This is a genomic window from Kitasatospora sp. NPDC023120 (genome assembly GCF_055560835.1).
This window is the reverse complement of the sequence record NZ_JBVHHY010000003.1, coordinates 69,456-84,561: the sequence shown is the minus strand read 5'-3', so window position 1 is coordinate 84,561 and position 15,106 is coordinate 69,456. Positions and strand designations below refer to the sequence as shown.

The 15,106-nt window shown below is 71.9% G+C and carries 15 protein-coding genes; 2 read left to right on the top strand and 13 right to left on the bottom strand.

The annotated features are described in order from the left end of the window. Positions 1 to 227: 227 nt before the first annotated feature. Positions 228 to 1,253 carry an NADP-dependent oxidoreductase gene (locus ACZ3TI_RS05235; RefSeq protein WP_465723558.1) on the bottom strand — a complete coding sequence of 342 codons (1,026 nt, stop codon included), beginning with the start codon at positions 1,251 to 1,253 and terminating at the stop codon, positions 228 to 230. Positions 1,254 to 1,357: 104 nt separating this feature from the next. Here ACZ3TI_RS05235 and ACZ3TI_RS05230 point away from each other — a divergent pair, with 104 nt between their 5' ends. Then, entirely contained in the window at positions 1,358 to 1,822 is a 465-nt protein-coding gene (locus ACZ3TI_RS05230) for a MarR family winged helix-turn-helix transcriptional regulator (RefSeq protein ID WP_465723556.1), read from the top strand. Positions 1,823 to 1,942: 120 nt separating this feature from the next. Beyond that, positions 1,943 to 3,499 (top strand): LCP family protein, encoded by a 1,557-nt coding sequence (locus ACZ3TI_RS05225; protein ID WP_465723554.1) that lies wholly within the window; start codon positions 1,943 to 1,945, stop codon positions 3,497 to 3,499. Between the two features lie 22 nt (positions 3,500 to 3,521). On the opposite strand, the gene ACZ3TI_RS05220 is transcribed toward ACZ3TI_RS05225, so the two are convergent. The 12 genes from ACZ3TI_RS05220 to ACZ3TI_RS05165 form a co-directional block, all read right to left on the bottom strand. Further along, positions 3,522 to 4,436: a 1-aminocyclopropane-1-carboxylate deaminase/D-cysteine desulfhydrase gene (locus ACZ3TI_RS05220; RefSeq protein ID WP_465723552.1), complete on the bottom strand. Its 915-nt coding sequence runs from the start codon at positions 4,434 to 4,436 to the stop codon at positions 3,522 to 3,524. Positions 4,437 to 4,445: 9 nt separating this feature from the next. After that, positions 4,446 to 5,093 carry a response regulator gene (locus ACZ3TI_RS05215; protein ID WP_465723550.1) on the bottom strand — a complete coding sequence of 216 codons (648 nt, stop codon included), beginning with the start codon at positions 5,091 to 5,093 and terminating at the stop codon, positions 4,446 to 4,448. Between the two features lie 10 nt (positions 5,094 to 5,103). Continuing rightward, positions 5,104 to 6,399: a sensor histidine kinase gene (locus tag ACZ3TI_RS05210; protein ID WP_465723548.1), complete on the bottom strand. Its 1,296-nt coding sequence runs from the start codon at positions 6,397 to 6,399 to the stop codon at positions 5,104 to 5,106. Beyond that, entirely contained in the window at positions 6,390 to 7,139 is a 750-nt protein-coding gene (locus tag ACZ3TI_RS05205) for an ABC transporter permease (RefSeq protein ID WP_465723546.1), read from the bottom strand. Before ACZ3TI_RS05205 ends, ACZ3TI_RS05210 begins: the two co-directional genes overlap by 10 nt. Before the next feature lie 38 nt (positions 7,140 to 7,177). Then, positions 7,178 to 8,080 carry an ABC transporter ATP-binding protein gene (locus ACZ3TI_RS05200; protein ID WP_465723544.1) on the bottom strand — a complete coding sequence of 301 codons (903 nt, stop codon included), beginning with the start codon at positions 8,078 to 8,080 and terminating at the stop codon, positions 7,178 to 7,180. A 288-nt stretch (positions 8,081 to 8,368) separates the two neighbouring features. Beyond that, positions 8,369 to 9,016: a GOLPH3/VPS74 family protein gene (locus tag ACZ3TI_RS05195; RefSeq protein ID WP_465723542.1), complete on the bottom strand. Its 648-nt coding sequence runs from the start codon at positions 9,014 to 9,016 to the stop codon at positions 8,369 to 8,371. Positions 9,017 to 9,054: 38 nt separating this feature from the next. Then, positions 9,055 to 9,291: a type II toxin-antitoxin system antitoxin gene (locus tag ACZ3TI_RS05190; protein ID WP_465723540.1), complete on the bottom strand. Its 237-nt coding sequence runs from the start codon at positions 9,289 to 9,291 to the stop codon at positions 9,055 to 9,057. Between the two features lie 9 nt (positions 9,292 to 9,300). Beyond that, entirely contained in the window at positions 9,301 to 10,248 is a 948-nt protein-coding gene (locus ACZ3TI_RS05185) for an SPFH domain-containing protein (protein ID WP_465723538.1), read from the bottom strand. Between the two features lie 737 nt (positions 10,249 to 10,985). Next, entirely contained in the window at positions 10,986 to 11,522 is a 537-nt protein-coding gene (locus ACZ3TI_RS05180) for a DUF6349 family protein (protein ID WP_465724221.1), read from the bottom strand. 17 nt (positions 11,523 to 11,539) lie between these two features. Next, positions 11,540 to 12,067, bottom strand: coding sequence for a hypothetical protein (locus ACZ3TI_RS05175; RefSeq protein ID WP_465724245.1), 528 nt, complete (start codon positions 12,065 to 12,067; stop codon positions 11,540 to 11,542). A gap of 341 nt (positions 12,068 to 12,408) precedes the next feature. Next, a complete protein-coding gene (locus ACZ3TI_RS05170; RefSeq protein ID WP_465724219.1) occupies positions 12,409 to 13,944 on the bottom strand; it encodes a serine/threonine-protein kinase in 1,536 nt (511 codons plus the stop codon). A 726-nt stretch (positions 13,945 to 14,670) separates the two neighbouring features. After that, the gene (locus ACZ3TI_RS05165) at positions 14,671 to 14,949 is read right to left on the bottom strand and encodes a hypothetical protein (RefSeq protein WP_465723536.1); all 279 of its coding nucleotides are present in this window, start codon (positions 14,947 to 14,949) and stop codon (positions 14,671 to 14,673) included. Positions 14,950 to 15,106 lie beyond the last annotated feature (157 nt).

The window sequence follows — 15,106 nt, the reverse complement described above, 5'->3', positions numbered from 1 at the left end:
CCCCGAACGGCCCCATCGCCAGGCGTGACCACCGTACCGCGCCGCCCCGCAGGATGGCTGACGCACTTTCGGATCCGACCGGAATACGGTAGTGCGGCCGGTCGCCCCGCGCCCGACTGCGAACCTTCCGCACAACGACCGCCCCGCGCGCCCGGTCGGGGCGGCGGGGCGGTCGGCGCGAAACGGCGCCCTGACGCGGCGTCCTGACGCGGTGTCCTGACTTCGCGTCAGCCGCCCAGGCGGACGACCATCTTGCCGGTGTTGACGCCGCGCAGCAGGTCGAGGAAGGCCTCGGCGGTGTTCTCGAAGCCGTCCACCACGGTCTCCTCGTGGCGCAGTTCGCCGGACGCCAGCCAGCCGGCCACCTCGGCGACGAACTGCGGGCGCAGCGCGCCGTGGTCGCCGACCAGCATGCCCTCCAGGCGCAGCCGCTTGCCGATGGCGAGCGCGAGGTTGCGCGGGGCGGCGGGCGCGGTGGTCTCGTTGTACTGGGCGATCGCGCCGCAGAGCACCGCGCGGCCGTGCACGTTCAGCGCGCCGATCGCGGCCTCCAGGTGGTCGCCGCCGACGTTGTCGAAGTAGAGGTCGATGCCGTCCGGGGCGGCGGCGGCGAGCTGCTCGCGGACCGGGGCGTCCTTGTAGTTGAAGGCGGCGTCGAAGCCGTACTCGTCCACCAGCTTGGCGACCTTCTCCGCCGAGCCGGCCGAACCGACCACCAGGGAGGCGCCCTTGAGCTTGGCGATCTGGCCGACCATGGAGCCGACCGCGCCGGCCGCGCCGGAGACGAAGACCTTGTCGCCCTCCTTGAGGCCGCCGACGGCGAGCAGTCCGGCGTAGGCGGTCAGGCCGGTCATGCCGAGCACGCCGAGGTAGGCGGAGAGCGGGGCCGCGGACGGGTCGACCTTGACCGCGTGCCCGGCGTCCAGGGTCGCGTACTCGCGCCAGCCGAGGCCGTGCAGCACCGCGTCGCCCGGGGCGAAGCCCTCGGCGCCGGAGGCCACCACGTAGCCGACCGCGCCGCCGTCCATCGGCTTGCCGAGCTGGAACGGCGGGACGTACGAGGGGACGTCGTTCATCCTGCCCCTCATGTACGGGTCGACCGAGAGGTAGGCGTTGCGGACCAGGATCTCACCCGGGCCCGGGGTCCGGACCGGGGCCTCGGCCAGGGCGAAGTCGGTCGGCACCGGCCAGCCCTGAGGACGGGCGGCGAGGTGCCATTCACGGGCGGTGGCGGGGGCGGCCTGCTCTGCCATGGGTGGGTGCTCCTTGCGGTTCAGGTACCTGAAAGGTTGAGAAACTGAAGTAACCATGGGCATAAAAGGTTCACCTTGTCAACTTTTCAGGTAGACTCTGGACCATGGACACTCAGCCGGCCCGGGACGCCACGCCGCAGCCCGACGAGATCACCCGCGAGGTCGTCGACCTGATGGCCAACCTGGTCGCGCTCTTCCACCGCGAGTACGAGGAGGCCGCCGCCGCCCGCTCGCTCACCGGCGCCCAGGCCAAGGTGCTCGCCCTGCTGCGGCGCGGGCCGATGCCGATGCGCCAGATCGCCCAGACGCTCAGCTGCGAGCCGTCCAACATCACCGGAATCGTCGACCGGCTGGAGTCCCGCGGCTTCGTGACCCGCGAGGCCGACCGGCAGGACCGCCGGGTCAAGCTGGTCGCCGCCACCGACACCGGCTCGGCCGCCTCCGCGGAGCTGCGCGAATCGCTGAACTTCGCCCGCGAGCCGCTGGCCGCGCTCGGCCCGGACGAGCGGACCGTCCTGCGCGACCTCCTCCGGCGGATGCTCACGGGCGCCTCCGGCCCCGGAGCGTGACCAGCATCACAGGCCCGGCGGGCGATCCGTTCGCCCATCGGGGGTAACCGAACCGCCCCCCGGAACGTCTAACGTTCGAATGTCGAACGCGAGACAACTGAGGAACGGGGGGCACGGAGGATGAGCAGCAGCACGCGCCGGCGCCGCTACCTGCGCACCGCCATCGGCCTGGCTGCCGTTCTGGTGCTGTCGGTCGTGGGTGCCGGAGCCTGGTTCTACCACCGGCTGGACAGCAACATCACCACCTTCGACGCGGGCGGTGTCGCCACCGAGCGCCCGCCGGCCCCCGTCCCGGCCAGCCCGGGCGCCTCCGTACCGGTCAACGTGCTGCTGCTCGGCTCGGACACCCGCGACGACGGCAACAACGCGCTGGGCGGCGGCGACGAGGGCGTCGGCCACTCGGACACCGCGATCGTGCTGCACATCTACGCCGACCACAAGCACGCCGTCGGCGTCTCCATCCCCCGCGACACCCTGGTCACCATCCCGTCCTGCCGACTGCCGAGCGGCAACTGGACGGCGCCCAAGCACGACCAGATGTTCAACTCCGCCTTCACCGTGGGCGACGCTCCCAAGGGCAACCCGGCCTGCACGCAGAACACCGTGGAGAAGCTCACCGGGCTGCGGATCGACCACACCGTCGTGGTCGACTTCAAGGGCGCGGCCGCGATGGCCGACGCCGTGGGCGGCGTGGAGGCCTGCGTGCCCAACGACGTCAACGAGTACGGCATCCACCTGAAGAAGGGCCTGCAGAAGCTCTCCGGGCAGTCCGCGGTGGACTACCTGCGGGCGCGCCACGGCATCGGCGACAACTCCGACGTGGGCCGGATGAAGCGCCAGCAGGCCTTCCTCTCCTCGATGATCAAGAAGGTCCAGAGCCAGGGCTTCTCGCTGCCCACCCTGCTCCCGCTGGCGGACGCTGCCACCAAGTCGCTCACCGTGGACGAGGGGCTGGGCACCGCGATGAAGCTGGTGGACTTCGCCCGCTCGGTGCAGGACATCAAGCTCTCCGACGTCACCTTCGTCACCGCCCCCTGGCGCTTCGCCGGCGACCGGATCCGGCTGGTCCAGCCCGACGCCGACACCCTGTGGAAGCTGCTGCGGGAGGACCGCACCCTGGACGGGCAGAGCACCGCCGGGACGGGCCAGGTGACCTCCTCCCCCAGCGCGACCACGTCGGCCGGCGCCGACGTCCCGCTCACCCCCGAGCAGGCCGCCGCGCCGATCACCGTGGTCAACGGGGTCGGCACCCCCGGCGTGGCGAGCTCCGGCGCGGAGGCGCTCAAGGGGCGGGGCTTCCGGAACGTCACGCTCGGCGCCAACTCCCCGGGGCACCAGACCACCCGGGTCGCGTACGACCCCGCGCTGAAGGCCACCGCCGACCAGGTGGCGGCGCTCTTCCCCGGCGCCCAGGCGGTCGAGGAGCCCGGTGCGGAGTCGGTCACCGTCACGATCGGCGCCGACTACCGGCCCGCGGGCACCCAGATCAACTCGCTGTCCTCCCCGAGCCCGAGCCCGACGCCCGGCACCACGCCCGGCACCGCGGCCGACGGCACGCCCGGTGCCGCGCCGAGCACCGCGGCCGGCACCGCGCCGACCGGCGGCGTCCCCACCGGCATAGCGGAGAACACCCGCAACGCCGACACCGACCCGTGCGCCAACCTGACCTTCGGCTGACGGACCGCTCCTCGGACCCCGACTACTCGGGATCGGGCAGCCCCGTGACCACGGCGGTGAGGCGGGTGCCCCGCGGGAAGGCGCCCGCCGCCGCCAGGTCGGCCAGCGCGGCGAGCAGCTTGGCGACGTAGCGGCGTTCCAGCGGGACGCCGTGGCGGCGCTCGAACCCCTCGGCGAAGGCCGCCAGCTCCGCCGGGACCTTGCCGTAGCCGCCACCGTGGTGCGCGTGGTCGATCCGCCAGTTGTCGAACCCGCGTCCGTACGCGGCCCGGTGGAGGCGGTCGACCTCCGTCTCCAGGTAACCCTCACCGCCGCGCAGCACGGCCACGCCGAGCGCCCGCGCGCCCGGCGGCAGTCCCGCCGCGATGCCGGCCAGGGTGCCGCCGGTGCCGACCGGGCAGCAGACCACGTCCCGCGCGCCCAGGTCGGGCAGTTCGGCCGGGATCGCCGCGGCCCCGACCGCGGCCAGGGCGTTGGAGCCGCCCTCCGGGAGCACCAGGCAGTGGCCCCAGCGGCGCTGCAGCTCGTCGTCCGTCCCGTCGTCGCCGCCCGCGCGGCCGGTGGCCTCCCGGTACGCGGCCCGGGTCAGGAACTCCAGCCGCATCCCGGCCGCCTCGGCGGCCCGCAGCGACCAGTTGCGCGGCCGGTCGGCCAGCTCCTCGCCGCGGACCAGCCCGACGCTCTCCAGCCCGAGCGCCCCGGCGGCGGCCGCGACCGCCCGCAGGTGGGTCGAGTACGCGCCGCCGAAGGTCAGCAGCCGGGTGTGGCCCCGCTCGACGGCGGCGGCCAGGTTGGGCGCGAGCTTGCGCCACTTGTTTCCGGGGACGGTCGGGTGCAACAGGTCGTCCCGCTTGAGCCGCAGCTCCACCCCGGCCCGGGCGAACGCCTCGTCGGTACAGTCCACCAGCGGGGTCGGCAGCAGCGCGGGTTCGAGCACCGTCCCAGGCTACCGAGGCGGCGTGGGGACCAGCAGTCCCAGGTTGTAGGCGGCGGCGACGGCGGACGCGCGGTCCTTGACGTCGAGCTTGGTGTAGATGTGGATCAGGTGGGTCTTCACGGTCGCCTCGCTGATGAACAGCCGGGCGGCGGCCTCCCGGTTGGTCGCGCCGGAGGCGACCAGCTCCAGCACCTCCACCTCGCGCGGGCTGAGCGCCTCCCGGACCGGCTCGCGGACCTGGCCGAGCAGCTTGGCGGCGACCGTCGGCGCGATCACCGAGGCGCCGCGGGCGGCCTCCCGGACGGCGTGGAAGAGCTCGCCGCGGGCCGCGTCCTTGAGCAGGTAGCCGGTGGCGCCGGCCCGGACGGCGGGCAGCACGTCCGCGTCGGTGTCGTACGTGGTGAGGACCAGCACCCGGCTGGTGAGGCCGCGTTCGGCCATCGTGCGGATCGTCGTGACGCCGTCCATCCGCGGCATCCGCAGGTCCATCAGCACGACGTCCGGGCGCAGCGCGGCGATCAGCGGCAGCGCCTCGGCGCCGTCGCCGGCCTCACCGACCACCTCGAAGCCGGGGGCTGCGGCGAACATCCCGCGCAGCCCGTCCCGGACCACCGGGTGGTCGTCGACCAGCAGCAGCCTGATCGGTGTCTCGTTCACGAAAGCCCCCTCATTCCTCGATGCCGATCGCCGGCAGGGTCGCGGTCACCGTGGTGCCGACGCCCGGTTCGGTCTCCAGGTCGAGCCGGCCGGCGAGGCGCTCGGCGCGGCGGCGCATCACCGCGAGACCGTAGCCCCCGCCGGTGGCCCGGGAGGCCGGTTCGGCGGCCGGGTCGAAGCCGGCGCCGTCGTCCCGGACGTCCAGGGTGACCAGGCCGGGCATGTACGAGAGGGTCAGTCCGACCCGGCTCGCCCGCGCGTACTTGGCGGCGTTGGCGAGCGACTCCTGGGCGATCCGCAGCAGCGTCACCTCGACCTCGGGGTGCAGCGGGCGGGCCTCGCCGGTGACGGTCAGCCCGGCGGTGGTGCCGTTGCGCTCCTGCCACTGCTCGGCGAGTTCGGCCAGCGCCTCCGGCAGAACGGCCCGCTCCAGCTCCAGCGGGCGCAGCGCGTGGACGGCCCGGCGGGCCTGGGTGAGGCTCTCGCGGGCGAGCCCGGCCGCGTTGTCGAGGTGGCGCTGCCACTGCTCGACCGGGGTGTCCTGCTCGCGGGCCTGGTCGGCGGCCTGGAGCTGGGTGACGATCCCGGCCAGGCCCTGGGCGACGGTGTCGTGCATCTCCTGGGCGAACCGGCGGCGCTCGTCGGCGGCCCCGGCCTCCCGGGCCTGGGCCAGGAGCTGGGCGTGCAGGCCGACGTTCTCGGCCAGCGTCTCCGTCAGCCGCCGGTTGGCCTCGGCGAGTTCGGCGTTGGCCTGCTTGCGGTGCCGGCTCATCCGGTCGGCCACCTCATTCAGCGCGACGAGCACCCCGACCACCACCAGGTTGAAGGCGAGGACGGTCAGGAACCCACCGGCCTGCCCGACGCTGCGCGGCAGGCTCCCGCCGGTCTGGGCGAGCGTGGTGGGGATGGCGGCCACCGCCGTCCCCACCACCCGGGCCCGCCCTTGCAGGTACAGGGCCGCGTGCAGGTAGGCGCTGAACGCGAAGAAGCCGTAGATCGGGTTGTCCAGCACCAGGACGGTGATCACCGCCAGCAGCCCGAGGAAGTGGGCGCCGGCGTAGCGGGGCCGGCCCTCCGGCCCGGGGCGGCGGTCCAGGGCCGAGCGCAGCAGCAGCCAGAGCAGTGCGACGCCCGCGGCCGGGAGGGTGGCCCGGACGGACCGCGCCGTCGGCACCGGGACCAGCAGGACGAGGGTGGTGGCGATCAGCAGCCCGACGTACCCGATCAGCCCGGCCGCCGAATCCAGCCGCCGTTGCCAGGCGCCGAGCACGCTCTCGTCCACCGGGTCGGCCTTGATCACTCCCACCGGAACAGCCTGGCAGCTGCGGCGCCCGAGAGCAGGGCGTACACCGCGAGTGTGAGCAGGCCCACGACGTGCGGGAACTGCCCGGCCCAGGCGTCCTGCAGGGCCTGCACGGCGGCCCCACTGGGAGTGAAGTCGCCGATCCGGTTGAGCAGCGCGGGCGAGAACTCGCGGGGCAGATAGATCCCGGAGAAGAACATCATCGGGAAGAAGGCCAGCGCGCCGACCGCGTTGCCCGCCTTCGCGGAGGGCACGACCGCGGCGAGCAGCAGGCCGATCGACAGCAGCGCGGCGGCGGCGAGCAGGAAGGCCAGCACGAAGCCCAGCGGCCGGCGCGGCAGCCCGACCCCGAGGACCGGCCCGACCGCCATCACCAGCAGCAGCGAGACGGTGGCGATGACCAGGTACAGCGGAAGCAGCGCCCCGAACAACAGCGCCGGCCTCACCGGGCTGGCGGACATCCGGCGCAGCACACCGCGTTCGCGGTAGGCGGCGAGCAGCGAGGGCAGTCCGTTCAGGCCGAGCATCATCAGGGTGAAGACGGCGAGGATCGGCGCGTACAGCTGGACGGTGCTCATGCCGTGCATGTCCGGGGAGGGCTTGCGCATCGACGGGATGGAGCCCAGGAGGCTCAGCAGGACGACCGGGAACGCCAGGCCGAAGAAGGCGGCCAGCGGATCGCGAAGGAACAGGCGGGCCTCGACGGCGGCCAGGCGGCGGACGGCGTTGACGGTGTGGTTCATGGCGGGTGGTCCTTTCCGGGGAGAGGCGCTCGGGGGGCTCAGGCGTCGTGGCGGGTGAGGGCCAGGTAGGCGTCGTCGAGGCTGTGCTCGCGGATCCGCAGGCCGGTGACAACGACGCCCTCGCGGGCGAGCAGGCCGGTGACCTCGTCGGCGAAGTCCCCGGTGCCGGTGACCTCGATCCGGCCGTCCCGCTCCTCGACGGCGGTGACCCCGGGCAGGGCGGCCAGCCGGGCGGTGTCCAGCGGGGCGGTGGGGCGGAAGCCGAGGGTGCCGCCGGTGCCGGAGCGGGCGACCAGCTCGGCCGGGGTGCCGGCGGCGACGATCCGCCCGCCGTCCAGCACGGCGGCCCGGTCGCAGAGCGCCTCGACCTCGTCCATGAAGTGCGAGACCAGCACCACCGTCACGCCGTTGTCGCGGATCCGGCGGACCAGTTCCCAGGTGTCCCGGCGGCCCTGCGGGTCGAGCGCGGTGGTCAGCTCGTCCAGGAACGCCACTTCCGGGTCGCCGATCAGGGCGAGGGCGATGAACAGCCGCTGGCGCTGGCCGCCGGAGAGCTTGTCGAAGGGCGTCCGGACCTCGCGGGCCAGCCCCCACTCGTCGAGCAGCTCGCGCGGGTCCCGCGGCTTCGGGTAGAGGGCGGCGTACAGCTCCAGTGCCTCGCCGACCCGCAACGCGCCCTGCAGCTGGGCCTGCTGGAGCTGGATGCCGATCCGGGGGCGCAGCTTGTGCGCGTCGCGGACCGGGTCCAGGCCGAGCACCCGGACGGTGCCGGAGTCGGCCACGCGCAGGCCCTCGCAGCACTCGACGGCGGTGGTCTTGCCGGCGCCGTTCGGACCGAGCAGGCCGAACACCTCGCCGCGCTCCACGGTGAAGGACACGTCCTCCAGCACCTGGCGCCGCCCGTACGCCTTCCGCAGGCCCGCCACCTCGATCACGGCCATCGTGCCGCTCCCTCCCGTTCGTCCCGGGCGCTCCCCGGCTCACAACGAGCTTCCCGCGCGGGGGCGTTGCGGCGAATCGACCAGCCGGTCGGACCGGTCGGCGGATGCGGTGGACCGCCGATCAACCGATCGGTGGATGGCGCGGGTCGACCGGAGCCGCCGTGGGACAGCCCGGCCCCGCGGACGGCACGAAGCCCGGCTGCCGTGGACGGCGGCCGGGCTCGGGGCTGGTCGAGCTCGGGGCTGGTCGGGCTCGGGGCGGGGCGGGCTCGCGGCGGGGCGGCCGGGTCAGGCCGCGCCGCCGCCGTCGGAGCGCGAGGCGTCGACGGCACGGCGCAGGGCGCGCGGCACCGGGCCGGCGGCCGGGGCGAGCTTGGCGATCCGGTCCCGGAACCCGCGGCGCTGGCGCCAGGTCAGGACCGAACCCAGCTGGGCCGCGTCGACCAGGGCGACCAGGGCGGCGTCCGCCGGGTCGACCCGGCTGAACGGGCCCTCCAGGGCCGAGAACACCGACGCCACGAGCGCCTTGCGCAGCCCGGGCTCCGCCAGGCCGACCCGGGCGGACGGGAACAGTCCGAGCACCCGGCGCTGCTCGATCCGGATCCGGCCGGCCGCCGCCAGGCCGTCCCGGACCACGCGCGCGGCGCGGGCGGTCGGGCCCCGGTTCCGGCCGATCCAGCTCTGCCAGCTGCGCCGCCGCTCCTGCCGGATCTGCTCCAGCAGCGCGGCGGTGAGCGGGTCGAGGCCGTCGACCCGCCCGCGGCCGACGGCGGCCGGGTGGCGGCCGTCCTCGCGGATCAGTCCGCGCCGCAGGAGTTCGACGAGCGCTCCCGCCCGTACCACCAGGTCGAGCCGGTCGGTGGCGGTGAGCCGCTCGTGCTCGGGGTGGTAGGCGAGCAGGTAGAGCTTCTCGGGGAGGGTGACGGGCAGGTCCATGTCGGTCTCCGAAAGGTCTTCACACGCCCGGCCGTCGGTCAGCTCTCCGCGGACTGCGCGGAACCGCCGTCGTCCGGGCTCTCCTTGGGCGGGCGTCCGCGCCGGGGAAGCCGGTTCGCACCGCTGGGCATCCGGCCCGCGTCCGTGAGGGCGCGGCGGAGCAGGAACTCGATCTGCGCGTTGGTGCTGCGCAGGTCGTCCGCAGCCCATCTGGCGAGTGCGTCGTGGACCGAGGGGTCCAGTCGCAGCAGGATCTTCTTCCGCTCCGTCGCCACCGCCGCGCCTTACTGGTAGAGGGAGCCCGTGTTCACGACGGGCTGGGTGCCGCGGTCACCGCAGAGCACCACCAGGAGGTTGCTCACCATGGCCGCCTTGCGCTCCTCGTCCAAGTCCACCACGTCACGCTCGGCGAGCCGGTCCAGCGCCTCCTCGACCATGCCGACGGCGCCCTCGACGATCAGCCTGCGCGCCGCGACCACGGCCCCGGCCTGCTGGCGCTGCAGCATCACCTGGGCGACCTCCGGCGCGTAGGCGAGCCTGGTGATCCGGGACTCGACCACGCGCACGCCCGCCGAGGAGACCCGTGCCGCGATCTCCGCGGAGAGCTTGCGGGCGATCTCGTCCGCCCCGTCGCGCAGCGACAACTGGCCCTCGCGGTGGGCGTCGTACGGGTAGCTGGTGGCGATGTGCCGGACGGCCGTCTCGGTCTGGATGGCGACGAAGTCGGTGTAGTCGTCCACCTCGAACACGGCCATCGCGGTGTCCTCGACCTGCCAGACCACCACGGCGGCGATCTCGATCGGGTTGCCGTCCGCGTCGTTGACCTTGGCGGTCTCGGTCTCGTGGTTGCGGATCCGCAGCGAGATGTGCCGACGGCTGGTGAACGGGTTCAGCCAGGTCAGCCCCTCGGCCCGGACGGTGCCCCGGTAGCGCCCGAGCAGCTGCACCACCCGCGCCTGACCGGGCGAGACCACCGTCAGCCCGCACAGCAGCACCAGCGAGGTCAGCACCAGCAGCGGCCCGACGACCAGCAGCGCGACGCCCGACCCCTTGCCGTCACCGGCCAGTTGGACCGCCCCGGCGACGATCGACCCGACCCCCGCGAGCAGGCCGAGCAGCGACCCGAAGAGCACCGGCAACCCGGCGGCTCCGGTGATGATCCGCTCGGTGATCCTGGGGACCGGAAGGTCCAGGGCAGGGCCGTCCTCGACGGCGATGTGCGGTGTGGCCATGAGACCGGCTCCTCCAGCGAGTGTCCGCATCCGATGGCAAAGTGATATCACTTTTTTGGCGGAGGACACCAGGGGTCGGCAGTGGGAGGGCAGCGGAACGGAAGCGGGGAGGCCGGGAACCGGGAGCGATCGGGGGACGCCGGGACCGATGCCAACAGGCGGGTGATTTCCGGCGCGCCACAACGGAAAGGGGATGGCCGCGCCCTAGACTCTGCGTCGTCGCAGGCCGCGGAGCTCCACGGCTCGGGGGCCTGCCCGCGGACGGTCCTGCGACCTCGTCACGCGTCGGAAAAGGTGGGGCGGGTGGGACTCGAACCCACGACCAAGGGATTATGAGTCGTCAGGCCACCCGCACCACCTTGCACTGCCTGGCACCGTCCTGGGCGTTTCCCCAGCCCAGGAAGGTGCTAGCAGTTTCATGCTGCACTGCCTTGCACGCGGCTGCACCGCCATGTCGTTCCCATGACGTTCCCATTCGGGCGGCCTCAGGGTGTGAATACCAGCCCATCACTCCACCACCAGCCGGTTGACGGGCCTTCGAACCCACGACCAAGGGAGAGCCTTTCCCAAGCAAAACGGCTCCGACCCCCAACTGGTCGGGGGCGGAGCCGCTTTCCTACGCCACTCTGGATGCTACCCGACCCGGTGGGGTTGCCGCCGGGCCCGCCAGCACGGTGACCCGCCAAGGGGAGTCCCGCATCCCGAGGCGGCAGAGCAGCAGGCTCCGCCTGGAGCGGTCAGATGATCACGAGCTGGTCGGCTGCGGGACGGCTGGGCTCTGGTCTGTGGACCTTGACGAGGTAGCCGCCACCCGGGGCGCCGCCCGACTCGTGCCACTTCTTGGCGTTGCCGGTCCAGACCTTGAGCGGCCCGCCCGTGTCCCACCAGCCGGGCGGGTAGACGGCGTCGCGGTGCGCTCGCCAGCGGGCGCCGTTCTTGCCGCTGGTGCCTCGGGGCATGGTGGGGAGCGTCCGCCAACCGGGGTGGGTGTGGTCGAGTGCGTCCTCCACCGCTTGGTTTCGGCTTCGACGGACGGGGCCTTCCCACGAGCAGGCCAGGCACGCGCCGCGGTATTCGTGGCTGGCGCGGAGGCTGCGGTCGAGGAAGGTCGCCGTGTGGCGCTCGGTTGAGGTGATGGGCTTGCGTCCGTTGAAGCCGGGTTCGGAGTACCCGATCTCCCAGGCAGCGATGATCGCGTCCCTGGGGATGGCCCGGGGCAGGGCCAGGTAGGTGTTCTGGCGGGCGACGGCGCCAGCAGCGGTGTGGGCGGCGATCCAGGCATTCGTGGCCGCTACGCAGGCGGCTGTGTCGGCTTCGAGGCCGAGGCCGCCGGGGCCGTTGTAGATCTGGAGGTAGGGGCCGAGGTCGTCGGGGTCGCAGAAGTGGATGGCGCCCCAGGGGTCGTGTTCGTCGGCGGGGTGGGCGATGTTGGCCTGGGCGTCGGGAGGTTGATGCGGATGGCGCGTCCGGCGGTGCTGATGTCGATGCTTGGGGTGACGCCGGCGGCTATCAGGCTGTCCCAGAGGTGATGGCCGGCCGCGGGTCGGTCGTTGGGGACGGGGCAGTCGGCGCGGTCGGTGATGAGCTCGCGGAGTTCGTCGAGGGCTGCGGGCGAGACGCTGCTGCGGGCCGTGCGGACGGCGAGCCATGAGGTGACGGCCTCGACGCAGGCGGCGGTGTCGGCGGCGTGCGGACGGTTGCGCCCCTCGTAGAGGACGACATAGCTGCCGGCTTGGTCGGTGGGGTCGTCGTAGTGGATGGCGTACCAGGCTTCGTGTTCCTCGGCGGGGTGGGTGATGTCGCCCTGCTCGCTGAGCATGACGGTGGTGCCGTCGCCGAGGTCGAGGACGATGGCAATCCCCGCGTTGTGGTCGAGGAGCGTGGGGGTAGCGCCGGCCCTCGACCACGGCCTGCCACGGAGCCGCCAGCTCGACGACCAGATCCGCCAAGTGGCCGCGAGACGCCGGTCAGCACCCGATGGCCGAGGACCGCACGGTTCACCATAACCATCACACCGTCAGATCATGCTGCCCACAACACCACTGGCCACATCGCCGCTGCAATCGCGCACCAGCTCGCAAGAAGGCTGATGAAGGTCTTGGTGATCTGTCAGATGGTGAGTCCGAGGTTGAGCAGCACGCGCTTATTCTCAAGCTGGAATCACGGGTCCGGCACGTCGTCCGGGTTGTCGTATAGTCCCGGTGCGTACTGTGCCAGTGCCGCACGGAGCCGGTTCGGATTTACCGTCGTCGCATTTCCCTTTGTGGGGCCGTAAATGACGTGCCCGCCGTCCGCCCGTAGCTTGATACCGTGTGTGGTCCGCCACTTCTCTGCGGGCATACGCGAGGAGCGGAACCGGGCAACGAGTGCGGCCTTCTCGCCATCTTGCTCCACCGCGATACCTTCGAGGGCGTCCCAATGGACCGTGAAGCCACCTCGTTTCACCGTGCCATCCGACAGTTGGACCAGGTTTCCTCCGGCTACAACGAGTTTCTCGCCATCCACCGCAATGCTGTCGGCGTCGATCAGGAAGAGCCCTAACAGGCCACCGAGAAACCCACCCACGAAAAATCCGATCATGGTGAGCCCGAGGACTTTCCCGAACGTAGGAGCGTTCTCTGCGATGCCAGGAAGGGTCATTTGATCCGTTACGCCGGTCACCGCGAGGACCACGCCAAGCGCGAGCAAGACCGCGCCGAGAACTGTGGAACCGGTGTCCGCTGCGGTCTTGGTCCGAAACCACCTGCTGTTGGTGATCGTCGTACCACCGCTGGGCGGGATTGCCGGCGGTGTGGCACCCCCCTCCCCCTCCTCCTTCCACTCCACCGAGACCGGAGCACTGGCCCGCGAGACAGCGGAGGAGACGGACAACGGCACCTGGGCCAGGCTATCGGCGGCTGCCGTCAGAACCTCCCGCACATGGGCAGCCGAAGCAGGTCTCCCGGCGGGATCCTTGGCCAGCAACTGCTCGATCAGGTCATCGAGTTCGGAAGAGACGTCCGAGCGCACCCCGCGGATTCGGGGCGGGGTGCTGTTGAGGTGCTGGTGTATCAGTGCGGCGACGGTCGGCCCAGGGAAAGGTGGCACACCGGACAGGAGGGTGTACAGGGTGACACCGAAGGCGTAGAGATCGGTGGCCGGGGTGAGCTGCGCGCCCAGCCACTGTTCGGGGGCCATGAACGCGGGGGTGCCGAGAACGCTGCCCGTCGCCGTGAGGTGGGTGGTGGCCTCTGCATAGCGGGCGATGCCGAAGTCACAGATCTTGACCCTGCCGCCAGGAAGAAGCATCAGGTTGGCGGGCTTCAGGTCGCGGTGCACCACGCCTCGGCTGTGCGCATGATCGAGCGCCTCGGCAACCTGGGCCATCAGGTCCACCACCATGGCGAGGGGCGCACCATCGGGGTGCTCGGTCAGCAGGGCGTCGAAGTTCTCGCCGTCGAGTAGTTCCATCACGAAAAAGGGGCGGCCGTCATGCTCGCCGATGTCATGCACTACGGCGATACCCGGGTGCTGGAGCGCGGCTGCGGTGCGCGCCTCGTGCCGCAGCCGGGTGATCAGGTCCGGGTCGGCGGCCAGATCGGCAAGAACGATCTTGATCGCGACCGAGCGCCCCAGCTCGCTGTCCTCGGCTACCCACACCTCGCCCATGCCTCCGCGGCCCAGGCGCCGCTCTAGCCGGTACCGCCCACTGACCACCGCACCCGATTCCACGTCGGCACGCCCCTTCTCCCCGCACACTGATGCTGTTGGGCCGACCACCGCACCCGCGGCACTACCCGGATGTGAGGGCCGTCACGCTATCGCGCGTCACGATGCTGGCAGGAAAGTGGCGGGCATCCAAGTCCGCTGCGGTCGTCTTGGACCTGGCCGACGTGGAGTCGCAGCCGAGGGGCGACGGGCAAGCCGCAGGCAGGGCGGCGGCATTGGCTTCGGCGCGTCTGGTGGGCTTGTGAGGTGTGGGTGCGCGCCTGGCCTGTGCGCCAAGTGCGCCTGGAGGGGGCCAGCGGTGACAGGCTGGTGATCGCCGGAGGGACGAGGCATCTCCCACCAGCTCTACGCCGACGACACGCAGCTTCTGCTTGCCGTCGGCGGGTTGTTCCATGGGCCGCCGGCGTCTGCGCAGGTCAGCATTCTAAAACGATCAGTTAGCCACCGGCCGCGAGCCACGATTGGGCAAAGGCGCACCGGTTCGGATCCCGCGGAGCCCACTGGACAGAGTAGGCGGAGATGTAGAAGCAGTCGCATGCTGGGCAGATGCCGTCCGAGCTACCCTCGATGTTGTCTGGAGTCATACGCCCACTGCACCCCGGGCATGGACACTTGCCTTGGGCGAACGACTCCAAGCAATGCGCAGTCCATTCCCGGGTCCCCACCCACGATGCGGGCCACTGGCTCATAGGACCATCCTCCGTCTTTCAGGAATTAGAGGACCCGGTTCCTGGTGATCGCGGTCAGTGCATCCTGCGGGCTCAGGAAGTCTTCCGTGCCCGCCTGCGGCTTGTCCACCAGGATCTCGGTGCCTTGCTGTACGCAGATCCACTTGGTGCCGGTCACGGGGACGTCACCGAACCAGGAGGTGCTCGGGGTGTAGACACCGGCCCGGTACTGGCCGGGGCGGACGTCGCTCGGAATCACCACGCCTACCACGGTGGTGCCGTCCATGGCCCAGAGCACCTCGGCGGGATTGTAGCGAGCGGGCATGAGGGTCAGTTGTCCTCGACGCCGAAACATCGGATACAACACCAGCCCTTCTGGATCGTGGGATGCTCAGGCAGGCTAACCGCAGTGGCCGGGGATCGGCAACGGGGCGTAAAGCAAGCCGAGTTGACGGGGCGCAAGTCTGACCGGCACATCTTTA